This is a genomic window from Rathayibacter sp. VKM Ac-2835, from assembly GCF_013266705.1.
Lineage (GTDB): Bacteria > Actinomycetota > Actinomycetes > Actinomycetales > Microbacteriaceae > Rathayibacter.
In genome coordinates, this window is the sequence record NZ_JABSNQ010000004.1 from 131,713 (window position 1) to 153,968 (window position 22,256).

Genomic DNA, 22,256 nt, shown 5'->3' on the forward strand with positions numbered 1-22,256 from the left:
CCGAAAAGGTTTTCTAGATGACCGACACCGCGAATCAACCCAAGCAGATCGGCGGCGGCCGTCGCGCACTCGGCGAGTTCGCTCCAAAACTCGCCGCACTCACCGACGACGTGCTCTTCGACGACGTATGGAACCGCACCGAACTCTCCGCCCGCGACCGCAGCCTCATCACCGTCGCCGTCCTTACCGCAGGTGGTGACACCGCTCAACTCGAGTTTCACATCGGCCGCGCCGTCGAAAACGGCGTCACGCCCGACGAAGTAATCGAGGCCATCACCCACGTCGCCTTCTACGCAGGCTGGCCGAAGGGTATGGGTGCCATGACCGTCGCAAAGAAGGTGCTCGGCGAGCACGACTCGAAGGAGAACCGTTGAATATCGAACCCACTCCCCCGACCATGAAGAACCCGCCGGAGCAGTTCGCGGGCGACGTCTGGCTCGACATGATCGCCGTCCCGCACGAGGACGGCCCACACATGACCGTCGGCCTGGTCCGCTTCGCCCCCGGCGCTCGGACCGCATGGCACTCCCACGAAAAGGGCCAGTATCTACGCATCACCCAGGGAGTCGGCCGATTCGGTACTCGGGACGGCAACGTTGTCGAAGTGCATGCTGGACAGACGCTCCACACGCCCCCCGGGCAAGAGCACTGGCACGCCGCGGCACCCGGCACCTTCATGGAACACATTGCGATGACCGAGAACGGTGACGATCCGTCCACAACCACGACATGGCGGGAGCACGTCACCGAGAAAGAGTTCAACGACCAGTAACGCCGCGGCGACGCTCAGAACACCCCATCTAGCCGTCAGGCGACCCGGGTCCACACGCGCCCAGGTCAGGTTGCTTCGGACAGTCGCTGGCTACTGACCCGCCTCGCAAAACAGTAGCTTTCTGAGACGCACCATCCGGCGGTCGCGCCACGCTCAATGGATCCGGATTCTCGGGACGTCCGCTGTCTCAGAAACACGTCTTGACGCGTTTCGTCTCAGCGGGGGACGCGGAGGGTGTTTCCGACTCAGAATGAGGTCATGAGGCTTCTCGGTTATACGCGTGTGAGTACGTCGAGCCAGGACGCGCAGCTGCAGCTCGACGCGCTCGTCGCCGCCGGCGTGCAGAAGCGCGACGTCTTCGCGGACGTCACCTCGGGGAGCAAGACCGCGATCGAGCGGACCGGGATGAAGAAGCTCCTCGAGTACGCCGAGGACGGGGACACCGTGGTCGTGTGGCGAGTCGACCGTCTCGGCCGCTCCCTGATCGACGTGCTGAACACGGTGAACCTGCTGCGCGAGCGCGGTGTGCAGGTCCGGTCGATCTCGGACGGCATCGATCCGTCGACGTCGACGGGCCGGCTGATGCTGAACATGCTCGCCACGCTCGCGGAGTACGAGCGAGAACTCATCGTGGAACGTGTCAACGCCGGCATCGCGGCCGCCCGCGCGAACGGCACCCGGTTCGGCCGGCCCCTGTCGGATCCGGTCGTGATCGCGGACAAGCTCGCGATCGCCGCAGATGCGCGAGCGCGCGGTCGCACCGCCGAGGACGCTGCTCGTCTCGTCGGGTGGAGTCGCGCGACGCTCTATCGCCACCAGCAGGCCCACGCGGCCCGCGAGAGTGCAGCGATGTAGCGACTGATGGACGGCCTCGAGCGGTGGCTGGGGTTGAAGGCGCTGTCGCAGGGCATTGACACGACGACTCCGGGCGGCCGGCTGTTTTTCCACATGCTCGCCGCGATCGCGGAGTTCGAACACGACCTCATCGTGGAGCGGACGCACGATGGTCTCGCTGCCGCCCGAGCTCGTGGACGTCAGGGCGGTGGACGGTTCAAGATGACGCCTACGAAGGTGAAGCAGGCGCGTGCGATGTACGACGAGAAGACCTACTCCGTGCAGCAGATCGCGGACACCTTCGGCGTATCTCGCGGCACCATCTACCGCCACCTCACCGAAGACCGCTGACGCAGGGCGCGCGACGCTGGGTGACCGAGAAAGGTGCCCTCGGGGTCGGCGGACGTCTACGGTGAGCGCGTGACGGATCTGCGCATGACTTTTGCTTCCCCAGACGAAAGCGCCGACGCGCAACGTGAGCCCAAGACCGCCAAAGAGAAACTGCTCTACTTCTCAAAAGTAGACCGATCAGTAGGGGCGTTTTTTCGCAATCACGTCGTTTCAATACTTGGATTAATCGCGCTCGGCGCCGTGCTAAATAGCTGGGTACTCGATATTGCTTTTGACCTGGTTCCGATCGGTCACTTACCAGTTCTATACGATCTTTGCCTCGCATACCTGACTGGTTGGTTTTTTCACATCCTCGTCGTAGTGATCCCGGAGCGTCGCAGACTCCGTCACCTTATTCAGACGTTGCAAGGCTCTCTCATGCTCGTCGCGAATAACGGTCACGATCTCATTAGAGACCTAGAATTTATCGGAAAATGTCCAGAGCGGAACATCAATGACGCCCATATTAACCTTGTCCTACGAACTATCGGCAACGGAGGCACTAAATTTGTTGCCGAGCGCTTGTCGGTCGCGCGGGATGCATTTCTCCGGCTTGAGCCGTATTTGACGCTTCTTCCGATCGAACTCACTGCAGCACTACAGCGGGTTGACCAGGTATTTCTTCATGATCAGCTGGATGTTCCGCGAAAGCTGACCTACGACAAGAGTCACACCGCAATGCAACCCGAAGACATTCGAAACAGTGGATCCATGTGGCCAAAAGTCGACGGAAAATATGTGCCGAAACGCTACACGTTGGTGGGGTGGGCCGAGCCGATCAAGGAATACTATCGGCGAACCGAAGCAGTGCGGGCTGCTATTCCCGCAAAGTATCTTTCGAAGAAAAACACAGAATCGGAGCATGTCGTATTCTGGCACATGCACAAGATGAATAGTGACTACCCATATACGGAATACCCACCGACCGCCTTCTCCGATGACTGGGTAGGCGAGCCACCTCAGCGACCCGCCTATTTACGCGATGATCAGTAGAACAGAGTTAAATCGCCACTGCCATCACTGCTGCCGCAGACGTCCGGCGAAGGCCGCTAGTCGGTCCCCTACCGGACGCTCGATCTGAGGAGAAGGATGCCTGGATGACGCTGAGAACCGAACCACGTCGTAGCAACCGCTGGCGAATACTCCATCTACGGAGCGCTGCTGACAGCGCTCAGCGCGTTCGGCACTTGGCCGGTCGCGATCGCAGCAACTCTGATTGCTCTCACGCTGCTCGCGCCCAGGATTGTCGCGGTCGTGACGCCCCTGGTTGCCGTGTTCCACTCCGGCGCTCCGGGCGAGCATGCACGCGAGCTCCAGGCTCTCTCCGCGGGCACTGATCGACCCCCGAAGAAGACGAAGCAGAAAAAGGCACCCAAGGACAATCGCCGCGACCCCACGGCGACCTAGTGTCGGCCGGCTACCTGATCGCCTGTTCGGTCGCGAACCCGCGCACCCTGCCTTACGTTCGGATCATGACCGCACCGTCCATCGAGCTGCTTCGCCGGGGAACCACCGATGAGATTGCAGTTCAGATACTCCAGGGGAGAGCCGAAGGCTCGGAGATCAGCGGCTACAACATCCTGAACGCAGCCAGGAACCAGTACGAGGGAGAACCAGACAAACCTCAACTCGTCGGCCGGCTGGGTGACGCTTGGGCCTGGCTCGTCGCGCACCAGTGTGTCGGCCAGGCCCTGAGTCCTCAGGGCACCATGCAGCGAGTGACTCGGCAGGGAGCCGCAATCGGAGCGAACCCGACTGCGCTCTTGCAGCTACAGGCTGACGAGTTGCTCTCCCCCAACTTGTCCCCACAGCTCCTGCCGTCTGCGAAGCCGACCTTCGTCCGGGGTGACTACGAAACCGCGGCCTTCGCAGCCATGAAAGCCGTCGAGGTGGAGGTCCGTCGGCTCAGTGGACTCTCCACTGATTTCATCGGGACCAAGCTGATGCAGGAGGCGTTCAAGACTGATGGGCCCCTTGCTGATGCTTCTGCCGAGGGTGGCGAACGTGTGGCGATGATGCAGCTCTTCATGGGCGCCATCGGCACCTTCAAAAACCCCGCGAGCCACCGCACCGTCGAGTACAACGACCCGCTTGAAGCGGCCGAGGTCATTCAGTTGGCAGACCTCCTCCTACGGATGCTTCGGCGCATCGCTGACCGAATCGAGAACACTTTGTCCAGCGCGCCGGAGGCCGGTACCGTTACCGCATGAGCGACGAGCCTGATGGAACTGAGGAATCCGAGATCCCGACGCCGCGCCCCGCAAGTGCTTGGACCAAGTCTCCGAAGAAGCAGTACCTCGACCAGCTCATCGCTGAGGACTACGACAGCATGGGCGAAGGCGCGCGCCGAGAGATGCTCGAAGACTGACGTCGGAGCCCGCGCCGGCGCGTCGCGCGGTACCGTCGTAGCCAGCAATGTCCGCGGTCGAACCTAGGGTGGGAAAGTGAAACTGCTCGCCCTGATCGAAGGTGTGCTCATCGGGCTGGCCGCGTTCGCTGTCGCTCGGCTCCTGAAGCGCGGCCACCGAGTCTCGCAACGCGCGATCGCACCGCTCGTCGGCCTGGTCGCGGCGGTCGTCGCCCTCTGCCTGATGGTGGTGCCGTTGATCGGATACGCCACAGGTGGGCTCCTCCAGCTGGGCGCCGGGATCGCGGCCCTCCTCTCGGGCGAAGCTGGAAGCGGACCGGCGAACCTGATCGCAGCCATCGCGCTCGCCCTCCTCCTCTACGTCGGAGCCTTCACCCTGAACGCACGCCGCCTCTTCAATACCGCTGCGGCCGGGGACGCCCACGCCCGCTGACATCTACAGCTCCTGGGATGGTTCCGCTGGACGATCGGCTATCGGGACGGTGTGAAGATTCGTAGGGTCGGACGCGTGGAACCGTCTTCCCAGCTCCCCGCCCTCGGGGCTCCGGCCACTCGTGCACTCGATGACGCGGGCGTGCACGACCTCAACGACTTGCGGCGGGTGGGATTCGACCACCTCGCCACCCTCCACGGAGTGGGGCCGAAGGCGCTCCGCCTCCTTCGACAGGCCCTCGACGCCGCCGACGGCACGGATCCCTCGACGACCACTCGAAGATAGTGATGTAACCGCTGTTACACTCTCGCCTGTGACTGATACCGCCTGGCTTCTCCTCGTCCCTCGTATCCCTGCTCAGCCCTCGCGCCACCGGGTCGCCGTCTGGCGGGAGCTGCGCCGCCTCGGAGCGGTGCCCGCCGCGGCGGGCATGTGGGCGGTCCCCGATCTGCCCGCGTTCTCCGAGGGCCTGACCTCGATCCGCGAGCTGGCCGCGCGCGGTGACGGTGGCCTGACCGTGTTCCGCGCGACGGGCCATAGCGACGGCGACGCGAACGATCTGCGCGACGTGTTCACGAGCGCCCGGGTGGACGAGTGGAACGAGTTCGTTGCGGACTGCGGGAAGTTCGACGCGGAGATCGATCGGGAGTTCGCGAAGGAGAAGTTCACCTTCGGGGAGCTCGAGGAGGAGGAGCAGAGCCTGGATCGGCTGCGCCGCTGGCACCGCGACCTGCTCCGCCGCGACGCCTTCGGCCAGCCCGAGGCACAGCAGGCGACCGGACGCCTCACCGCCAGCACCGAGAAGCTGGCGACGTACTCCGAGCGCGTCTACGCGGTGAATCTGCCGGCCGATCCCGTGATCCCGGAGTGACCCCCTCTTGGCTCGGACCACTCCTCGCCGTCGCCGGAGGGGTGGCACTCCTCTGGTGCGCCCTGGTCGCCGTGCTGTGGGCGCAGCAGCGTCGAGCAGGGCGCTCGGTCGACTGGCGCGCGGCGATGCGTCTCGTTCCCGACGTCGTCCGACTGCTCCGCGCGCTCATCGCGGATCGGACCGTTCCTCGCGTCGTGCGCTGGTCGCTGGTCGGCCTGCTCGCCTACCTCCTCCTCCCCGTCGATCTGATCCCCGACGTCATCCCTGTGCTCGGAGTCGCCGACGACGTCCTCCTCGTCGCCGTCGTCCTGCGCTTCGCCGTGCGGCGGGCAGGCGTCGCGACGATCAGTCGGCACTGGTTCGGCACCGACGAGGGGCTGCACAGCGTTCTGACGCTCACCGGCGCTGGAACCGGCTCCGAGACGGGACGATCGGAGCACCTTCCGCCCTCGTAGGTCTAGTATCTGCGTATGCACTTGGATACGGAGACAAGCAGACACGGCGTCGACTCGGAGTACGTCGAGCTGGCCGTGGAGGTGTTCGCGATGCTCGCCGACGCCACGCGCGTGCGCATCGTCCTGGCCCTGCACGACGCGGGCGAGCTGCCGGTGAACGCCCTGGCCGAGGCGGTGCAGAAGAGCCCAGCGGCCGTATCGCAGCACCTCGCGAAGCTGCGGCTCGGGCGAATGGTGCTGACGCGCCGGGAGGGCACGACGATCCACTACCGGCTCACCGACGAGCACGCCTCCGAGCTTGTCGTGGACGCGATCAAGCAGGCGGAGCACGTCGTCGGACACGCGCCGCACCATCAGGGGGACGGGGCGGCGGGATGACCGGTCGCGAGCACGAACGCACGAGCCCTCACGAGCACCACGACGATCACCCGCACGACCACGAGCACGAGCATTCGCACCCGCACGACCACGACCACGACCATGCGCACGACCACCCGCACGACCACGAGCACGGCCACCCGCACGGCGGCCTGCGGGGATTCCTCTACGACCTGTTCGTGCCCCACACCCACGATGCGGCCGACTCGATCGACGACGCGCTGGAGGCCTCGACGGCGGGCGTGCGCGCGCTGAAGATCAGCCTTCTCGTCCTCCTCGCGACCACCGTCCTGCAGGCGGCGCTCGTCGCGCTCACCGGCTCGGTCGCGCTGCTCGCGGACACGATCCACAACTTCGCCGACGCGCTGACCGCGGTGCCGCTCTGGATCGCGTTCGTCCTCGGCCGCCGCGCCGCCACCCGCCGCTACACCTTCGGCTTCGGGCGCGCGGAGGACCTCGCCGGCATGGTCATCGTGCTCGTCGTCGCACTGTCCGCTGTCGTCGCGGGCTGGGAGGCCGTGGCCCGACTTCTCGACCCGCGCCCGATCGAGAACCCGTGGCTGCTCGTCGCGGCCGGCCTGATCGGCTTCGCCGGCAACGAGCTGGTCGCCATCTACCGCATCCGCGTCGGCCGTCGGATCGGGTCCGCGGCCCTCGTCGCGGACGGTGTGCACGCGCGCCTCGACGGCTTCACCTCACTCTCCGTCGTCCTCGGCGCGATCGGCGTGATGCTCGGCTTCCCGCTCGCGGACCCGATCATCGGGCTCCTCATCGCTGCGTCGATCCTCGTTTTGCTCTGGGGGACCGTGCGATCCATCGGCGCCCGCCTGATGGACGCGATCGCTCCAGACCTGCTCGACCGCGCCGAGCACGCCCTCCAGAACGCCCCGGGCGTGACGGCGGTCGAGAGCCTCCGACTGCGCTGGATCGGGCACCGGCTCACCGGATCGGCCACCGTGCGAGTCACCGCCACCAACTTCGCCGACGCCGCCAGCACAGGAGCCCTGGCCGAGAAGCAGCTTCGCCAGGAGCTCGGCAATCTCGACGTCTTCGCTGTCGCGATCGCGCCCACGCTCACGCCCGCGACCCGGTAGACGATCCTCTAACGGGACAGCCCGCGCCCCCTCTTGCTATGCACGACGGGGTTCCATCGTCTCGATCGACGTCGAACGCTCACCCGCGACGTCGACGCAGACAGGAACAGCGCTATCGAGCCCCTCTGGTGGGTCCACTACGTAGGTCCAGAGAACAGCGTCGTCCTGGCACAAGCTCGACTTACCGACCCATCGTTGTGTCGTGATGCGTAGGTGATCGGAGGCGATCACCTCCAGCGCGACAGGCACGAGAGGACAGTTGCCGCTTCCGATGATGGTCACCTCTAGACCGGCTTCGTCATCCAGCCACCGCGCAGGGCTGGTCGCGAAACCTTCGACACCACCGCGGTAGAACGAGCGGTAAACAGCACCCTCTGGAGCGGGCACAGGAGAGTTCTCGACCAGCGGCAGCTCGGTTTCAGCGGGAGCGCAGCCGACCATCATCAGGCCGAGCAAGCAGGCTCCCGGCAGAATCAGACGACGACCCCTCATGCGCGTCAGCCTATGCTCCGACCTATCAAGATCGTCACGCTCGCCGGCGCGGACCACCTTCGCCGCGCGCACACCGGTCGATCGGTGAGAACGTCTAACGATCTGCCCGGTCAGCGATTCCCTAGCGGAACGGCCACTGCGCCTTCATGCTCGGTCTAGCGCCGGTTGCAGAACAGCGACGAACGCCAGCACTATCACCAGGGTCGCTATCGTCGCCGCAAAGAGCGCCTGGCGGGCGGGAGAGTCCAGCAGGCGTCGGGTCGTGCCGTTGACTTCAGCAGCACTTGCGATGGGTTCGTTCTTCAGAGGTCACGCCGGGCGGTGAGTGGCTCGGAGCCGAGAACCTCCAGCAGGGCGAGGTTCTCGGCGTCGCGTGAGCCTGCCGGTGCGGTGTAGAGCACGAGGTGCTGGTCTCGCTCGGTGATGGCGAGGGAGTCGCAGTCGACGGTGATCGCCCCCACCGGTGTACGGCGGAACGTCTTCCGCAGGGGTGGCGGCGTCTGAACGTCGTGCCGGCTCCAGAGCCGTGCGAACTCGGCGCTGCCGGTCTGGAGGTCGTCGATGAGTTCCGCGACGACGGGGTCTGAGGGGTACGTGGCGTGAGCGTTGCGGAGCTGCGTGACGACGCCCTCTTGGAACGCGATCTCGTCCGAGATTCCGTAGATCGCTTCCGTTGGCTGCTCGGCGGCGAGGAAGGTCTTCCTCGCGAGGTTGCGGTCGCGCGGCGGCAGCAACGAGAAGTCCTCCATGAGGGCTGCTGCGAGCTCGTTCCATGCGAGCACCTCGAAGGTGGCGGACAGGACGATGCCGGCGGTGTGCGGGAGTCGTTCGAGGAGCGCGAGGACGCTCGGTCGAACGTCGCGAAGGTGCAAGCCCGACGGGGTCGGAGCGGTGCCGGCGAGCCGGTGCAGGTGGTCGGACTCCTCGGACGTGAGACGGAGAGCACCAGCGATACCACCGAGGACGACGTCCGACGGTCGAGGAGCGCGGCCCTGTTCGAGACGGGCGTAGTACTCGGTGGAGATGTGCGCGAGAACGGCGATCTCCTCCCGGCGCAGTCCCGGTGTTCTGCGGCGTGGTCCCGACGGTAATCCGACGTCCTCCGGCCGAAGACGCTCGCGGCGACTTCGGAGGAACGCTGCAAGCTCACCCTTGTCCATGCTCCCCAGTGTGCGCCTGCGCCGGCGATGGATCCTCGTACCGTTTGTGCCTGGATGCGGATTCTGCGGGCGGCGACGGTGTTCGTATGACACACACCAACGAATCCACACCGATCGGCCTGTTGACCGGCAAAGTCATCTTCATCACCGGAGCCAGCCGTGGCATCGGCGCCGCAGCGGCTCGCCTCTTCGCCGGCGAGGGTGCCGCTGTCGTGCTGGCGGCCCGCAACACGAAAGCGCTCGGCTCGATCGTCGACGAGATCCGCGGTCAGGGCGGCACGGCTGATGCCGTTGCCATGGACCTCGCTGACCGGGCGAGCATCCGCGCCGCCGTGGACCACGTCGAGGAGCTCCACGGACGCCTCGACGGCGCCTTCAACAACGGCGGCGTGAACCAGCAGAACGTCGGTCCCCTCGACACCACTTCCGACGACGACATCGACGAGCAGTTCGCGGTGAACTTCCGCGCTCACTGGGTCGCGATGCTCGCCGAAGCAGCCCTCATGCGGAGATCCGGAGGAGGTGCGATCGTCAACACCTCCAGCATCGGCAGCCGCCGCGCCGTTCCGCCCCTGCCCGCCTACGGGGCGATGAAGCGAGCACTGAACAGCATCACCGAGACCGCGGCCGTGACCTGGGCCGGGGAAGGCATCCGCGTCAACGGGATCACGCCAGGTGGAACCGCAACGGAGATGATGGACGAGTGGGAGACGAAGACGCCGGGCATCATCGACGCGAACAACGCAGCTAGCCCCCTCGGCCGCATGGCGACCGCCCTCGAAGTCGCCGAAGTCGCCGGTTTTCTCCTGAGCGACCGCGCCTCAGCCGTGACGGGCGCCATCGTGCCCGTCGACGGCGGCGCCGGCGCCTGAGGCAGGGGGAACGAACATGACCGACACAACCACCGACAACGGCTCGACCCGCGGTAGCGGACCCTCTTGGACGGACCTCAGCAGCCGGGTGGCGGTCGTCACCGGGGCCAGCCGAGGGATCGGGCAAGCGATTGCAATCCGACTCGGCCTCCTCGGCGCCAGCGTCGTCGTGAACTACTCACGCGACGCAGCAGGAGCAGCAGACACCGTCGCCGCCATCACGGCAGCCGGCTCCAACGCCGTGGCCGTCCAGGCCGACGTGTCAGATCCGAGGCAGGTCGACTCGCTGTTCACCTCAGCGCTAGCGCAGTTCGGAGGTGTCGACGTCGTCGTGGCGAACGCCGGTATCGATGAAACCGGCGGACCGATCGTCGACGTCACCGAAGCGGATTACGACCGGATGTTCGGCGTCAACGCCAAGGGTGCGTTCTTCACGCTCCAGCAGGCAGCACGCACGGTGAACCGGGGCGGAACGATTCTCTACATCGGATCAGGTTCCGTACTGCGACCCGTCGGAGGGTTCGGGCTCTACGCGTCCAGCAAGCTGGTCGGCGGGTACCTCACCGGGGTGCTCGCTCAGGAGGTCGGGGGACGTGACGTGACCGTCAACACCATCATCGCCAGCGCGACGGACGGCGCCGGGTACTTCGCCGCCGCGTCCGATGACGACCCGCTCCGCACGCTGGTGCAGACCGCCAGCCCCCTCGGATCAAGGATGGGCTCGGTCGATGACGTAGCCGACGCGGTCGAGTTCTTCGTCGGCCCGCTCGCACGCTGGATCAGCGGCGGTGAACTCCTCGTCAGCGGCGGACAGAACTGAAGGCGAGTATGCGGTGGGGGGACGTCGGTGCGAGCGCGACGGCGTGGCGAAGAAGGCCGCCATGCAGAGCGTCGAGCAATGTGAGTGCGGCCCGATGCGGATCCACATCGTGACGCAAGGGGGAGCGCTCGAGGAGTGCGGTGAAAGAGCGCGCTTGCTTGCTCCAGCCGTCCCGTAGGAGCGCAGCTGATGCCGGAGACCAGATGTCGCGCATCAGAGCACCGAGGCCCGACCGAGCCGCCTCGGACGATGAGGCTGCGAAGTTCTCCTCGAGGTAGGCGCGGAGCTCGGCCACTTCGTCGCCTGGTCGCGTCGAAGGTCGACGTCCTGTCCCGGATCAGGTGGTCGTTGAGGTCGAGGGAGCCGTCGAAGTAGTCCTGCGCCGGCGAGGGGAAGCCCGCGGCGACCGCGTCGGCGGCGACGAGGAAGGTGACGGAGACGGCCTCAGCGGCCGGAGTCGCGATGCGATCCACGACGGTCACGGTCATAGTCTTCCCTTCACGGGATCGAACACACGTTCGAATCGGATCGAGTGCAAGCCGATGCCACTGACACTCCCCCTTCCGCTCCTCCGCCGCGGCTGAGAGCCGAGGTGGACAGGCGGGGTCGGTTCTCCGAGCTCGGTCCTCCCGTCAGCCCGCCGCCCTGACCGGCGGCACCTCCGACGAGATCCGCAACCCGGTCCCGCCGTGCGAGTCGGCGATCAGCCGGCGCACCCACTCGGAGTTGATCGGTGGCGTCGCGCCGGTGAGGAACGTGAAGCGCAGCGGGATGGTCGGATGCATCCAGAGGGTCGTGCGGCCGTTGCCGACCTTCAGCGAGTCCTTCCAGGAGAAGAAGAAGCCCTCGTTGCGGCCGAGCTTGGCGCCGATCACGATCTTCAGGTGGGCGAGGAGGCGGTCCTCGAAGTCGACCTCGTACGAGGAGTTGTACACGAGCCTGCCCATGCGGGTCCTGCCGTCGGATGCACCTGACGCGGTGCCGAGACCCACCGGGAAGACGTCCGGGCGGTCGGGGCGAAGGCTACGCCCCTTCGGACCGCAGGAGGGCGATCCCTCGGGGGCCGACCCGGGTCCGTCCGGTGCCCGCGTTCGTCGGTGTTCCGCCGCGTCGCCTCTGGTGCGCACCGCCGGGGTGGCCTACGCTCGCTCCGACCTCGATTCGACCTGCGCCCGGACCCGCGCATCTCGTCACCGGCGCGGTGCCTTCACGGGCGGTGATCGTCCCCCCTGGATCCCTTCCTCGAAGAAGAGGTCATGTCCCCGGCAGGCACCGCAGTCGCACTCGCTCTCGAAGCACTGATCGCCTCCCTGGTGACTCCGGGGGCCATCCATCCCGGCCTGGCCCGGCAGGTCAGCGATCATGCGGCTCGAGCGCTCCGCCCGACTCTGCATCGCCGCATCCCCGCCGACGGCTCTCCGCTCGCGGCGTTCACGGGGGTCGGCGCAGAGCCCGCCGGCTCCGCAGCCGCGCACCTCTGATGACGGACGGCACACCCCTGCACCGGTCGCCCTCGAAAGGCACTCCGTCAGGCGCGCCGCCGACTCTCGTCGAGGTCGCCGCCTCCCTCCCCGGCCCCGTCTACACCTTCGCGTCACCGCACCACCTCGAGCCGTTCACCGCCTCGGCCGCCCTCGCCAGCGGACGCACGGTCTCCGTCAGCGTGTCCTACACCTTCTACCGGCATCCCGCTCGGAGGGAGGACCCGCGCAACTTCGTCGACCTCTCCCCTGCGCAGCGCACCGCGATCGCCCGTGCCGACTCGTCGACCCTGCCCGCGTGGCTGCGCGATCAGATCCGCCGCATGCGCTACCCCACCCTGTTCGAGGCGGTGCGGACCTCGCTGCCCATCCCCGCCGAGCGCGCGAACCCGCTCGAGGCGCGCCTCGAAGCGCACCTCGTCGACTCCCTGCGCTCGCTCTTCCCCGGCCAGCCCGTCTCCGAGCGCCTCCGCACCGTCCGCGGCGCACCGCTGGCCGGCCACGAGGTCCGCCGGGGCGTGCCGCTGCCGATCGACGGCGAGCCGCACCGCAGCCACCGGGTCGAGATCGCCCCGCACTTCCTCGCGATCGGTGCCCGCCTCGACGACCGCTACGTCACCGCCGTGATCCCCTGGGAGCTGCGCACCCTGATCACGCCGGCCCTCGAGACGCTCTGAGCCCGGGGGACGGCACGGGCCCCGACCCTGCGGTGCACGGACCCGGAGTGTCGCATCGCCCGGCCCCTCCCCCGCTGCTCGAGGACGATGGTGAAGAACGCGCCCTCGTCGTCCCGTGATGCGCTCGGCCGCGAGGGAGCCGCGCCCGGTCTCCTCCCCGCCGGAGGAGAGGAACTCGGAGACGCTCTCGCCGAGGATCCCCGCGGTACAGGTCTTCCGCATCACGACCGCGCCGACCCAGTCCCCGTCGCCGTCCAGGCCTGGCAGCGGCGCCGGGTCCCAGCCGCTCCTCGAGAAGCGGGCCGTGAGCGTCGTCGGGCGCGACGCGAGGTCGTCGGAGTCATCGGTCGTGCTGACGAGTGCAGGAAGCCCGCCGCGCCGACGCGCCGATCGACTGGTCAGCCGGTGCTGTATGGTCACCGCATGCTGACCAGTGCTTCGCGCCTCGACGTCATGAACCGCCAGGGCCGGGCGATGGCCGACCCGACCCGCTCGCGGATCCTGCTGTCCCTGATCGAGCAGCCCGGGTATCCCGGCGAGCTGGCGCGGTCGCTCGGGCTGACGCGCTCGAACGTGTCCAATCATCTGACCTGCCTGCGCGGCTGCGGGATCGTCGCGGCGGTCCCGGAGGGGCGCAGCACCCGGTACGAGCTCGCGGATCCGCACCTGGCGAGGGCGCTGACGACGCTGGTCGACGTGGTGCTCGCGGTCGACGACGGCGCGGAGTGCACGGACGAGGACTGCGACGTCCCGCTGTGCTGCGGGGTGCCGGAGTGAGCGCGGAGTGCTGCGGCAGCGACGAGCCGACCACCCCGCGCCGGACCCCGGTGTTGCGATCGCGGAGCACCGGAGACGTCTGCTGCGCGGCCGAGGGCGCACCGGTCACCGTGGCCCTCGGCTCGCGCCCCGCGTCGACCGAGCACGAGCGGATCGACCACGACGGTCCCTCCGGATCGGAGCACGGCCCTCGCGCTCACGACGACGACGACGACGACGAGCACGACCACGGCTCCGGCGAGGAATCGGTCGTGTGGTGGCGCGACCCCGGCGTCCTGATCCCGCTCGCCGCCGGTGTGCTGCTGCTCGCCGGCTCCGTCCTGGAGTGGACGGGGCTGGAGCTCGCGGGCACGGTCGTGCTCGGCGCGAGTCTCGTCGTCGGCGCGTCGACGTTCACGCCGGGAGCCGTGCGGCGGCTGCTGCGCGGCAGGCTCGGGGTGGGCCTGCTGATGACGATCGCGGCTGTCGGAGGCGTCCTGCTCGGACACGTCGGGGAGGCGGCGGCTCTGGCGTTCCTCTTCTCGATCGCGGAGGCGCTCGAGGACCGCGCGATGGACCGGGCCCGCGGCGGCCTCCGCGCCCTGCTCGATCTCCTCCCGGACACCGCGATCGTCTCCCGCCTGCACGGCGACGTGACGGTCCCCGCCCGCGAGCTGCGCGAGCTCGACCTGCTCGTCGTGCGCCCCGGCGACCGGATCGCGACGGACGGCGTCGTCGTCTCCGGCCGCAGCAGCATCGACACGTCCGCGGTCACGGGCGAGTCGATCCCCGTCGACGTCGTCCCGGGCGACGCCGTCTCCGCCGGGGCGATCAACGGCGGCGGAGCCCTGCAGATCGAGGCGACCGCCGCGGGCACGGACAACTCCCTGACGACGATCGTGCGGCTGGTCACGCAGGCCCACGCCCGCAAGGGCGAGCGGGCCCGGCTCGCGGACCGCATCGCGAAGCCCCTGGTCCCCGCCGTGCTCCTGCTCGCCGCGGGCATCGCCCTGCTCGGCGTCCTCCTCGGCGACACCACCACCTGGACCGAGCGGGCCCTCGTCGTGCTCGTCGCCGCGTCTCCGTGCGCCCTCGCGATCGCCGTGCCGGTGACGGTCGTCTCCGCGATCGGCGCGGGCAGCCGCTTCGGCCTCATCATCACGTCCGGCGAGGCGTTCGAGCGTCTCGGCACGGTGCAGGTCGTCGCGTTCGACAAGACCGGCACCCTCACCGCCGGCCGCCCGAGCGTCACCGACGTCGCCACCGCTCCCGGCGTGTCCCGCGAGGACGTCCTGTCCCTCGCCGCCGCGCTCGAGGCGCGGAGCACCCACCCGCTCGCCGCGGCGATCCTCGCCGCCGCCCCGGCACCCGCGCCGGTCGACGGCGTCGTCGAGCATCCCGGCGACGGCATCACCGGGACCCTCGCCGGAGTCCCGGTGCGCATCGGCAGCCCGCGCTGGGTGCCCGCGGGAGGGCTGACGGCCCGGCTGGAGGCGATGGAGAGCGCCGGGATGACGGCCGTCGTCGTCGAACGCGGCGGCACGGTCCTCGGCGTGATCGGCATCCGAGACGAGCTCGAGCCCGGGGCGGTCGAGACGATCGCGGAGCTCGAGCGGCAGCACATCGGCGTCGTCATGCTCACGGGCGACAACACCCGCACCGCGCACGCCCTCGCGGCTCAGGCCGGCATCTCCGATGTCCGCGCCGAGCAGCGGCCTGCCGACAAGGCCGCCGCGATCGAGCAGCTCCGCCGGCACTGCCGGGTGGCGATGATCGGCGACGGCATCAACGACGCCCCTGCGCTCGCGAGCGCGGACGTCGGGATCGCGATGGGCGCGACAGGCTCCGCCGCCGCGATCGAATCCGCGGACGTCGCCTTCACCGGCACGGACCTCCGACTGATCCCCGCCGCGCTCCTGCACGCCCGGCGCGGCCGCCGCATCATGACCGCCAACCTGATCCTCGCGCTCGCCGTGATCGTCGTCCTCCTCCCCCTCGCACTCCTCGGCCTCCTGGGCCTCTCCGGCGTCGTCCTCGTCCACGAGCTCGCGGAGGTCGTCATCATCGCCAACGGCCTCCGCGCGGCCCGCCGCGCATCACCCGCCCTCCCGCCCGCCTGACCGCCTCACCGCACTCGCCCCCTCGCCTGACCGCGCCCGCCCCCGCTGCACCCCTCCCACCCCCGAGCGGACCGGCAACGGGCTCCAGCACCTCACCAGCCACCCTCCCGGGTCCCCTCGCGGCGCATCCGGAAGCAGCGCGCCACGATCAGCACCTTCCTCGTCGAGCACGCCGCGCTCGTGCCGATCGGCTTCTGGGCCGCCGTCGCCGTCGTGACGGCGCTCGCCGCGGTGCTGCACCACCGACGCGGAAGACGCTCCTCGTCCTCGCGGCGCTCGCCCTCCTCGCCGGGGTGGGGACGAGGCCGTCACCCGGACCGACCCTCCTCGCCTTTATGCTCGCAGGAGGAGGTGTCGACGATGATGCACCCGGCAGGAACACGAGTCTCTCCCGGCCCGGACGAGGCGGAGCGCCGCCGTCGCGAGGCCGCAGCCCGAGCGATGCGGGAGAGCGGTCGCCCGCTCACGACCTTCGCCGTCCGCCACCGCCGAGGACTCGACGTCGCCTTCCTCGTCGACGGCACGGAGGGCGACTTCCAGATCGGCATGGGCGCCGCCTCGGAGGACTTCCGGAGCGTCCTCACCCTCGGCGTGGACCAGGAGGGCGGCCGGATGCACGCGGTGTCCGAGTGGATCGTCGACGGGAGGACCCGCCCCGTCCCGATCAGGATCCTGCACCGGTCGTCGACGGTGATCCTCGTCGAGGCCGCGCACCTCCCGCTCGAGCGCCGCCCCGCCTCGCTGAAGTGCTGGTCGTTCCTCCGCCGGCACGGCGTCGACCATCACGCGGAGGTCGTCGACCACGTCTCCCCGGAGCTGTCGGGACTGCCCCCGGTCGAGTTCGTGACCGACCCGAGGACGTCCCCGGCCCGCTGACCGCGGCGCACGGATCCGTCCCACGCTCCGACCAATCCGCCCGGGACGACCGCTGCGAAAAGGGTCAGGACGTCCTGGTCCGGACAGGGCGGTGCCTCACCCGATGGGGTGCCGCCCTGCGACCGGGGATGACGACGGGGGCCGCACGGAGCCGCAGCCCCGCGCCGGCCGTCAGGCGAAGTCGGCCGTGTCGCCGACGAGGCGCGTGTTCTCCGCCGGGATCGGCTCGACCGCGGCGAGGGCGACCTCGGCCGCGAACTCGCCCACGTTGTAGAGCTTGCCCGCCGACTCGCGGCGGGAGCTGATCGCGCCGGGGTTCGAGCGCTCGAGCAGCGTCGCGGTGATGGTGCCCTCGATCATGTCGCCCGAGACGACGACGAACTCGACACCGCGCTCGGTCAGCGCCGGGATCCGCTCGCGCAGGGCGTCCTCGCCGGCGCGCTTGGACAGCGCGACCGGCTCGTACTCCGGCATGGTCGGGGTCGTCCGGATGAAGTGAGCCTGGTGGCTGGTGACGAAGACGATGCGCGAGCCCTCGCCGAGCAGCGGCAGCGCCGCCTCGAGCGTGGCGACCTGCGAGTCGCGGTTGAGGACCATCGCGTAGTCCTCCCCCATGTTGCTCTCCATGCCGCCGGAGGCGTTCAGCACGAGCACGTCCAGCCCGCCGAGCCTCTCCTGGATCTCGGCGAAGAGAGCGGCGCGCGAGGACGCGTCGGTGAGGTCGGCGCCCACCGCGAAGGCGGAGCCGCCCGCGGCGGTGATCTGGTCGACGAGCTTCGTCGCGCGCGGAGCCTTCGAGCGGTAGTTCACGACGACGCTCGCGCCGGCCTCGGCGAAGTAGCGGACGGTGTCGGCGCCGATGCCGCGGGAGGAGCCGGTGACGAGGACGCGCTTGCCGTCGAGCGAGCCGGGGGCGAGGGGGTTGGACACGAGGAGATCCTCCAGGACGCCGGCGCAGGAGCCGGATCGGGCACGGGTGACGGGCCCACGGCCCGACGCAGGAGCCTACCAAGGCGCCGCCGACCCCGTCGGTCCCGCGCCGCCCACCCCCCTCTCAGCCCGCCTTGCTACCGTGGACTCCCGTGCTCGTAAGGGGAAGGAGCACCGCATGGACGCAGTGACTCAGTACGCCTGGATCCTCTGGATCGCCCTCATCCTGATCTTCGTGATCGTCGAGATGATCACCTTCGAGTTCACCTTCCTGATGCTCGCGGTCGGCAGCATCGGCGGCCTCGCGGCCGGCCTCCTCGGCGCCCCGTTCTGGGTGCAGGTCCCGGTCGCCGCGGTCCTCGCGGTGCTGCTGCTCTTCACGGTCAGACCCTCGCTGCTGCGGCTGCTGAAGCGCGGCGGCGATCCGACGCCGACCGGAGCCGACGCGCTGCTCGGCCTCGCCGGCAGCGTCGTGATCGCGGGGCCCGGCCCCGGTCAGGTGAAGCTCGTCAACGGCGAGACGTGGACGGTCAAGCTGTCCCCCCTCGTCGAGACCCGCCCGCTCGGTGTCGGCGAACGCGTCGTCGTCACCGCCATCGAGGGCGCGACAGCCGTCGTCGTCCCCGCCGAAAGGAGTTCGTCGTGAACACCGCAGCAATCGTGACGACGGTGATCATCGCGGTCATCGTCCTCTTCGCCCTGGTGGTGCTGTTCAAGGCCATCCGCATCGTCCCGCAGGCCACGGCCGGCGTGGTCGAGCGCCTGGGCAAGTACCACCGCACCCTCCTCCCCGGACTGAACCTGGTGATCCCGTTCATCGACCGGGTCCGCCCGTCCGTCGACCTGCGCGAGCAGGTCGTCTCCTTCCCGCCGCAGCCGGTGATCACCGAGGACAACCTGGTCGTGTCGATCGACACGGTCGTCTACTTCCAGGTGACCGACGCGCGCGCCGCCACCTACGAGATCGCCAACTACCTCGGCGCCGTGGAGCAGCTCACCACCACCACGCTCCGCAACGTGGTCGGCGGGCTGAACCTCGAGGAGGCGCTGACCTCCCGCGACAACATCAACGGCCAGCTGCGCATCGTCCTCGACGAGGCCACCGGCAAGTGGGGCATCCGCGTCGGACGCGTCGAGCTCAAGGCGATCGACCCGCCGATCTCCATCCAGGACTCGATGGAGAAGCAGATGCGCGCCGAGCGCGATCGCCGCGCCGTCATCCTCACCGCCGAGGGCACGAAGCAGTCGCAGATCCTGAACGCGGAGGGCCACCGCCAGGCGGCGATCCTCGCGGCCGAGGGCGACGCGAAGGCCGCGGTCCTCCGAGCCGAGGGCGAGGCGAAGGCGATCACCACCGTCTTCTCCGCCATCCACGAGGGCCGCCCCGACAACGAGCTCCTCGCCTACGAGTACCTGCAGATGCTGCCGAAGATCGCCGAGGGCAGCGCGAACAAGCTCTGGATCGTGCCGAGCGAGCTCACCGAGGCGCTCAAGGGCATGGGTCAGGCGTTCGGCAAGAACTCGCCGACCCGCCCGGAGCGCGAGCAGGACGGCTCGGGCATGACTCCCCCGGCCCCGTCCTTCTAGGGCTCCTCCGCCATGACGACTCCGCGGCCGCCGTTCCTCTCGGGACGGCGGCCGTTCGTCATCGCCCACCGCGGCTTCGCGCCGGGCGCGGAGGGGAACACGCTCGAGTCGTTCCAGCGGGCCCTCGCCGCGGGGGCCGACCTGCTCGAGACCGACGTCCGCGCCTCCCTCGACGGCGTCGCGGTGCTCGTGCACGACGAGGAGGTCGTCGACGCGTCCGGGCTGCGCCACCGCGTCGACCGGACGCGCTGGGAGGAGCTCGCCGAGTGCGTCCTCCCGTCCGGTGAGCGTCTCGTCACCCTCGCCGAGGCCCTGCGGCGACTGCCGACCGCGCGCTTCAACATCGACGTCAAGGCGAGGACCGCCGTCCTCCCGGTGGTCGAAGCGGTCCGCGCCGCCGGGGCACGGGACCGCGTGCTGATCACCTCCTTCTCGGAGTCGCGCCGCCGCGCCGCCGTCCGTCACCTCCCCGGCGTCGCGACGTCCGCCTCGGCGCCCCGGTTCGCGGCGGCCCTCGTCGGCGCGCATCTGGGGCGGGCGGCACTCGTCCGCCGGGCCCTCCGCGGCATCGACGCCCTGCAGGTCCCGGAGCGCGCGCTCGGCCTCGCGGTCGCCTCACCGCGGATCCTCGCCCGGTTGCGGGTCACGGGAGCCGAGATCCACCTCTGGACGATCAACGATCCCGAGGGGATGCGGGCTCTCCTCGAGCTCGGCGTCGACGGCCTCGTCACCGACCGCACCGATCTCGCCCGGGCCGCCGTGGACGACCGAGCGGACCGCGCCGACGACCGCGCCGGACGCGACGGGAAAGGCCCGGTCACCTGACGATCCTCTGGCAAACGGGGGCCTCTCCGGACCACCCCCAGGTCCGCGGTCGACACTTGTCGGAGCACAGCGAGAGGAGACCACACAATGGCAGATCGAAGCTTGCGCGGGATGAGGCTCGGCTCACAGAGCCTGCAGAGCGAAGAAGGCGTCGTCTTCTCACCGCGGTCGACGTTCACGTACCACTGCTCGGATTGCGGCCACGACACCGACATGGTGTTTTCGGCCGACGCCGAAGCGCCCGAGACCTGGGAGTGCCGCAACTGCGGCCACGAGGCCGTGCTGCTGGTGGATTCGAAGCCCGTCGTCGTCGACCGGGGCGAGCAGAAGGCACCGCGCACCCACTGGGACATGCTGCTCGAGCGCCGCACCCGTGCGGAACTCGAGGAGCTGCTCGAGGAGCGGCTCGCCTACCTCCGCGCCCGTCGCGGAGAGCACAAGATCGGCGCGTAGCGCCCCAGGGTCCTGCTCGGCCGGCGTCCTCGCCGGCCGGCGGACCCTTTTCCGTGCCCGGACGCGCTTGAGGCCTAGCGCCGGCGTCGCGGCTCGCGCGTCCGCAGCACGAACGAGACCAGCCCGATGAGGCTCGCCGCGAGGAAGTACCAGCCGAGGTTCCGCGCCCACACCAGAGCCGGGGTCGTCGTGGACGCGAGCGGGACCTCGTCCACCATGGTGCCGGGCTCGAACCACTCCAGCGAGTCGATCGTCGATCCGTCGGGAGCGATGATCGCGCTCGTGCCCACTGTCGAGATGTTGACCACGCTGCGGCCGGTCTCGATCGCCCGCAGCCGCGCGATCGCCAGCTGCTGCACGCTCTCGTCGGTCCGCCCGAAGTCGGCGTTGTTCGTCTGCGCGAGCACCAGCTGCGCACCGCCGTCGACCATCGCGTTCGTCAGCGAGTCGTCCGAGATGTCGAAGCAGATCGCGATGCCCGCGAGGATCCCGTCGATGTCGAAGACGTTCGAGCGCGTGCCGATCGAGTAGTCGCGGCTGACCAGGTCCACCAGGTCGGGCGCGAACATCCGCCAGAACGCACGGTCCGGCATGTACTCGGCGAACGGCACCGGATGCACCTTGTCGTAGACCTGGGTCGCGCCCTCCCCCGCCTTCCAGAGCAGCGAGCTGTTGTAGAAGACGTCGTCGGAGGGGTTCGTGATCGTCCCGACGATGAAGGGCGCGTCCATGGTGCTGCTGAGGTAGTCGAGGACGGCGGCGGACTGCGCGTTCCGGGTCGGATCGATGTCGACGCCGTTCTCGGGCCAGACGACCATGTCGACGTCCTCGCCGATGATCGGCAGGGTCGCGGAGGTGTGGTCCTCGAGGATCTGGCCGCGGTAGCTCTGCGAGAACAGGCCGGCGTCGGAGTCGCCCTGGACCGCCGCGATGCGCGTCGTCCCCTCGGTCGGAGCGGGCCAGGCCGGGAAGACCAGCGCGACGATCGAGAAGCCGGCGACGACGGCCGCGCGGCCCGAGGCCGGCACGGACGTCGTCCGCACGGCCTGCGCCAGCGTCGCCGCCAGGAACGCCACCACGAAGCTCAGTCCGGAGAAGCCGACCCAGGCCGCCAGATCGGCGAGCGGGCCCATCGACTGCGACAGCGCGAGCCGCCCCCAGGCGAAGCCGCCGTACGGCCACTGGATCGTGATCGTCTCGCGGCCCACCCAGAGCGCGGCGACCAGCGCGGGCAGCCCGATCATCCGACCGAGCGGGCCCGTCCAGACCCGCTGGCCCCTCGTCAGCAGCATCGCGGTGAGCCCGGAGGAGAGCGCGAAGAAGATCGCCTGCAGTCCGGCCAGCGCCGCCCACGGGACGAGGCCGAGGTAGAGGGTCAGCCACTGGATGTGCACGCCCCAGAAGACCGCGCCGCCGACCAGGCCGACGAGTGCGCCGCTCCAGAAGCCGCGCCCGGCCAGGGCGAAGAGGATCGCGGCGGTGCCCACGATGGCGAGCGGCCAGACGTCGGAGTCGGGGAAGCCGCGGTCGAGGACCGCCCCGCCGAGGGCCGCGAGCGGGATCGCCAGCCACAGCGGTGCCGTGCGCCCGGTGGGCGCCGAGATCACCGCCC

The 22,256-nt window shown here is 69.2% G+C and carries 27 protein-coding genes and 1 pseudogene; 22 read left to right on the top strand and 6 right to left on the bottom strand.

The annotated features are described in order from the left end of the window. Positions 1 to 17 precede the first annotated feature (17 nt). The 12 genes from HRK28_RS17115 (at position 18) to HRK28_RS17170 (ending at position 7,595) form a co-directional block, all read left to right on the top strand. Positions 18 to 374, top strand: a complete 357-nt coding sequence (locus tag HRK28_RS17115) for a carboxymuconolactone decarboxylase family protein (protein ID WP_173252515.1) — start codon at positions 18 to 20, stop codon at positions 372 to 374. Continuing rightward, entirely contained in the window at positions 371 to 772 is a 402-nt protein-coding gene (locus HRK28_RS17120) for a cupin domain-containing protein (protein WP_173252516.1), read from the top strand. The genes HRK28_RS17115 and HRK28_RS17120 overlap by 4 nt, the downstream gene beginning before the upstream one ends. Before the next feature lie 258 nt (positions 773 to 1,030). Continuing rightward, positions 1,031 to 1,627, top strand: a complete 597-nt coding sequence (locus HRK28_RS17125; protein ID WP_070409155.1) for a recombinase family protein — start codon at positions 1,031 to 1,033, stop codon at positions 1,625 to 1,627. Positions 1,628 to 1,633: 6 nt separating this feature from the next. Beyond that, complete coding sequence (locus tag HRK28_RS17130; protein WP_173252517.1) at positions 1,634 to 1,957, top strand: recombinase family protein; 324 nt, start codon at positions 1,634 to 1,636, stop codon at positions 1,955 to 1,957. Positions 1,958 to 2,026: 69 nt separating this feature from the next. After that, on the top strand, positions 2,027 to 2,989 hold the full coding sequence (locus HRK28_RS17135) for a hypothetical protein (RefSeq protein WP_173252518.1): 963 nt from the start codon (positions 2,027 to 2,029) through the stop codon (positions 2,987 to 2,989). 479 nt (positions 2,990 to 3,468) lie between these two features. Continuing rightward, positions 3,469 to 4,206, top strand: coding sequence for a TIGR02391 family protein (locus tag HRK28_RS17140; RefSeq protein ID WP_173252519.1), 738 nt, complete (start codon positions 3,469 to 3,471; stop codon positions 4,204 to 4,206). After that, positions 4,203 to 4,364 (top strand): hypothetical protein, encoded by a 162-nt coding sequence (locus tag HRK28_RS17145; protein WP_173252520.1) that lies wholly within the window; start codon positions 4,203 to 4,205, stop codon positions 4,362 to 4,364. Before HRK28_RS17140 ends, HRK28_RS17145 begins: the two co-directional genes overlap by 4 nt. Positions 4,365 to 4,440: 76 nt before the next feature. Further along, positions 4,441 to 4,797: a hypothetical protein gene (locus HRK28_RS17150; protein ID WP_173252521.1), complete on the top strand. Its 357-nt coding sequence runs from the start codon at positions 4,441 to 4,443 to the stop codon at positions 4,795 to 4,797. A 313-nt stretch (positions 4,798 to 5,110) separates the two neighbouring features. Then, complete coding sequence (locus HRK28_RS17155) at positions 5,111 to 5,668, top strand: Chromate resistance protein ChrB (protein ID WP_160089591.1); 558 nt, start codon at positions 5,111 to 5,113, stop codon at positions 5,666 to 5,668. Positions 5,669 to 5,709: 41 nt separating this feature from the next. After that, positions 5,710 to 6,123: a YkvA family protein gene (locus HRK28_RS17160; RefSeq protein WP_367948465.1), complete on the top strand. Its 414-nt coding sequence runs from the start codon at positions 5,710 to 5,712 to the stop codon at positions 6,121 to 6,123. 15 nt (positions 6,124 to 6,138) lie between these two features. Beyond that, positions 6,139 to 6,501, top strand: a complete 363-nt coding sequence (locus HRK28_RS17165) for a metalloregulator ArsR/SmtB family transcription factor (RefSeq protein WP_160089593.1) — start codon at positions 6,139 to 6,141, stop codon at positions 6,499 to 6,501. Beyond that, the gene (locus HRK28_RS17170) at positions 6,498 to 7,595 is read left to right on the top strand and encodes a cation diffusion facilitator family transporter (RefSeq protein WP_173252523.1); all 1,098 of its coding nucleotides are present in this window, start codon (positions 6,498 to 6,500) and stop codon (positions 7,593 to 7,595) included. The genes HRK28_RS17165 and HRK28_RS17170 overlap by 4 nt, the downstream gene beginning before the upstream one ends. A 36-nt stretch (positions 7,596 to 7,631) precedes the next feature. On the opposite strand, the gene HRK28_RS17175 is transcribed toward HRK28_RS17170, so the two are convergent. Together HRK28_RS17175 and HRK28_RS17180 are read right to left on the bottom strand one after the other, a co-directional pair. Beyond that, positions 7,632 to 8,087, bottom strand: coding sequence for a hypothetical protein (locus tag HRK28_RS17175; protein WP_173252524.1), 456 nt, complete (start codon positions 8,085 to 8,087; stop codon positions 7,632 to 7,634). Between the two features lie 302 nt (positions 8,088 to 8,389). After that, a complete protein-coding gene (locus HRK28_RS17180; protein ID WP_173252525.1) occupies positions 8,390 to 9,247 on the bottom strand; it encodes a helix-turn-helix transcriptional regulator in 858 nt (285 codons plus the stop codon). Between the two features lie 86 nt (positions 9,248 to 9,333). Between HRK28_RS17180 and HRK28_RS17185 the strand changes: the two genes are divergently transcribed. Beyond that, on the top strand, positions 9,334 to 10,119 hold the full coding sequence (locus HRK28_RS17185) for an SDR family NAD(P)-dependent oxidoreductase (RefSeq protein WP_173252526.1): 786 nt from the start codon (positions 9,334 to 9,336) through the stop codon (positions 10,117 to 10,119). Positions 10,120 to 10,135: 16 nt separating this feature from the next. Beyond that, entirely contained in the window at positions 10,136 to 10,939 is an 804-nt protein-coding gene (locus tag HRK28_RS17190) for an SDR family oxidoreductase (protein ID WP_173252527.1), read from the top strand. Between the two features lie 314 nt (positions 10,940 to 11,253). Here HRK28_RS17190 and HRK28_RS20295 read toward each other — a convergent pair. After that, positions 11,254 to 11,427: pseudogene (locus tag HRK28_RS20295) on the bottom strand (LexA family protein); the annotation flags it as partial. A gap of 144 nt (positions 11,428 to 11,571) precedes the next feature. After that, a complete protein-coding gene (locus HRK28_RS17195) occupies positions 11,572 to 11,886 on the bottom strand; it encodes an ATP-dependent DNA ligase (RefSeq protein WP_160089605.1) in 315 nt (104 codons plus the stop codon). Positions 11,887 to 12,419: 533 nt separating this feature from the next. Between HRK28_RS17195 and HRK28_RS17200 the strand changes: the two genes are divergently transcribed. From HRK28_RS17200 to HRK28_RS17215, 4 genes are all read left to right on the top strand, one after another. After that, positions 12,420 to 13,097, top strand: a complete 678-nt coding sequence (locus HRK28_RS17200) for a hypothetical protein (RefSeq protein ID WP_173252528.1) — start codon at positions 12,420 to 12,422, stop codon at positions 13,095 to 13,097. Between the two features lie 423 nt (positions 13,098 to 13,520). Continuing rightward, positions 13,521 to 13,874 (top strand): helix-turn-helix transcriptional regulator, encoded by a 354-nt coding sequence (locus tag HRK28_RS17205; protein WP_173252529.1) that lies wholly within the window; start codon positions 13,521 to 13,523, stop codon positions 13,872 to 13,874. 251 nt (positions 13,875 to 14,125) lie between these two features. Next, positions 14,126 to 15,973 carry a heavy metal translocating P-type ATPase gene (locus tag HRK28_RS17210; protein WP_367948480.1) on the top strand — a complete coding sequence of 616 codons (1,848 nt, stop codon included), beginning with the start codon at positions 14,126 to 14,128 and terminating at the stop codon, positions 15,971 to 15,973. 441 nt (positions 15,974 to 16,414) lie between these two features. Continuing rightward, positions 16,415 to 16,849, top strand: a complete 435-nt coding sequence (locus HRK28_RS17215; protein WP_173252531.1) for a hypothetical protein — start codon at positions 16,415 to 16,417, stop codon at positions 16,847 to 16,849. A gap of 171 nt (positions 16,850 to 17,020) precedes the next feature. On the opposite strand, the gene HRK28_RS17220 is transcribed toward HRK28_RS17215, so the two are convergent. After that, positions 17,021 to 17,779, bottom strand: coding sequence for an SDR family oxidoreductase (locus tag HRK28_RS17220; RefSeq protein WP_160089615.1), 759 nt, complete (start codon positions 17,777 to 17,779; stop codon positions 17,021 to 17,023). 178 nt (positions 17,780 to 17,957) lie between these two features. On the opposite strand from HRK28_RS17220, the gene HRK28_RS17225 reads away from it, so the two are divergent. The 4 genes from HRK28_RS17225 to HRK28_RS17240 all read left to right on the top strand — a co-directional run bounded on the left by HRK28_RS17225 (position 17,958) and on the right by HRK28_RS17240 (position 20,644). Then, entirely contained in the window at positions 17,958 to 18,425 is a 468-nt protein-coding gene (locus HRK28_RS17225; protein WP_160089617.1) for an NfeD family protein, read from the top strand. Next, positions 18,422 to 19,366: an SPFH domain-containing protein gene (locus HRK28_RS17230; protein WP_160089619.1), complete on the top strand. Its 945-nt coding sequence runs from the start codon at positions 18,422 to 18,424 to the stop codon at positions 19,364 to 19,366. The genes HRK28_RS17225 and HRK28_RS17230 overlap by 4 nt, the downstream gene beginning before the upstream one ends. A 12-nt stretch (positions 19,367 to 19,378) precedes the next feature. Then, the gene (locus HRK28_RS17235) at positions 19,379 to 20,191 is read left to right on the top strand and encodes a glycerophosphodiester phosphodiesterase family protein (RefSeq protein ID WP_173252532.1); all 813 of its coding nucleotides are present in this window, start codon (positions 19,379 to 19,381) and stop codon (positions 20,189 to 20,191) included. Between the two features lie 87 nt (positions 20,192 to 20,278). After that, positions 20,279 to 20,644: an RNA polymerase-binding protein RbpA gene (locus tag HRK28_RS17240; RefSeq protein WP_123446336.1), complete on the top strand. Its 366-nt coding sequence runs from the start codon at positions 20,279 to 20,281 to the stop codon at positions 20,642 to 20,644. A gap of 74 nt (positions 20,645 to 20,718) precedes the next feature. Here the strand turns inward: HRK28_RS17240 and lnt are convergent, their stop codons facing one another. Then, a complete protein-coding gene (gene lnt / locus HRK28_RS17245; RefSeq protein ID WP_160089623.1) occupies positions 20,719 to 22,251 on the bottom strand; it encodes an apolipoprotein N-acyltransferase in 1,533 nt (510 codons plus the stop codon). Positions 22,252 to 22,256 lie beyond the last annotated feature (5 nt).

Bases quoted from the DNA above. Each gene is read 5' to 3' on its own strand.
- HRK28_RS17115 (WP_173252515.1), top strand. From the start codon at position 18: ATGACCGACACCGCGAATCAACCCAAGCAGATCGGCGGCGGCCGTCGC.
- HRK28_RS17125 (WP_070409155.1), top strand. From the start codon at position 1,031: ATGAGGCTTCTCGGTTATACGCGTGTGAGTACGTCGAGCCAGGACGCG.
- HRK28_RS17130 (WP_173252517.1), top strand. From the start codon at position 1,634: ATGGACGGCCTCGAGCGGTGGCTGGGGTTGAAGGCGCTGTCGCAGGGC.
- HRK28_RS17140 (WP_173252519.1), top strand. From the start codon at position 3,469: ATGACCGCACCGTCCATCGAGCTGCTTCGCCGGGGAACCACCGATGAG.
- HRK28_RS17145 (WP_173252520.1), top strand. From the start codon at position 4,203: ATGAGCGACGAGCCTGATGGAACTGAGGAATCCGAGATCCCGACGCCG.
- HRK28_RS17165 (WP_160089593.1), top strand. From the start codon at position 6,139: ATGCACTTGGATACGGAGACAAGCAGACACGGCGTCGACTCGGAGTAC.
- HRK28_RS17170 (WP_173252523.1), top strand. From the start codon at position 6,498: ATGACCGGTCGCGAGCACGAACGCACGAGCCCTCACGAGCACCACGAC.
- HRK28_RS17175 (WP_173252524.1), bottom strand. From the start codon at position 8,087: ATGAGGGGTCGTCGTCTGATTCTGCCGGGAGCCTGCTTGCTCGGCCTG.
- HRK28_RS17180 (WP_173252525.1), bottom strand. From the start codon at position 9,247: ATGGACAAGGGTGAGCTTGCAGCGTTCCTCCGAAGTCGCCGCGAGCGT.
- HRK28_RS17185 (WP_173252526.1), top strand. From the start codon at position 9,334: ATGACACACACCAACGAATCCACACCGATCGGCCTGTTGACCGGCAAA.
- HRK28_RS17190 (WP_173252527.1), top strand. From the start codon at position 10,136: ATGACCGACACAACCACCGACAACGGCTCGACCCGCGGTAGCGGACCC.
- HRK28_RS17195 (WP_160089605.1), bottom strand. From the start codon at position 11,886: ATGGGCAGGCTCGTGTACAACTCCTCGTACGAGGTCGACTTCGAGGAC.
- HRK28_RS17200 (WP_173252528.1), top strand. From the start codon at position 12,420: ATGACGGACGGCACACCCCTGCACCGGTCGCCCTCGAAAGGCACTCCG.
- HRK28_RS17205 (WP_173252529.1), top strand. From the start codon at position 13,521: ATGCTGACCAGTGCTTCGCGCCTCGACGTCATGAACCGCCAGGGCCGG.
- HRK28_RS17215 (WP_173252531.1), top strand. From the start codon at position 16,415: ATGCGGGAGAGCGGTCGCCCGCTCACGACCTTCGCCGTCCGCCACCGC.
- HRK28_RS17225 (WP_160089617.1), top strand. From the start codon at position 17,958: ATGGACGCAGTGACTCAGTACGCCTGGATCCTCTGGATCGCCCTCATC.
- HRK28_RS17235 (WP_173252532.1), top strand. From the start codon at position 19,379: ATGACGACTCCGCGGCCGCCGTTCCTCTCGGGACGGCGGCCGTTCGTC.
- HRK28_RS17240 (WP_123446336.1), top strand. From the start codon at position 20,279: ATGGCAGATCGAAGCTTGCGCGGGATGAGGCTCGGCTCACAGAGCCTG.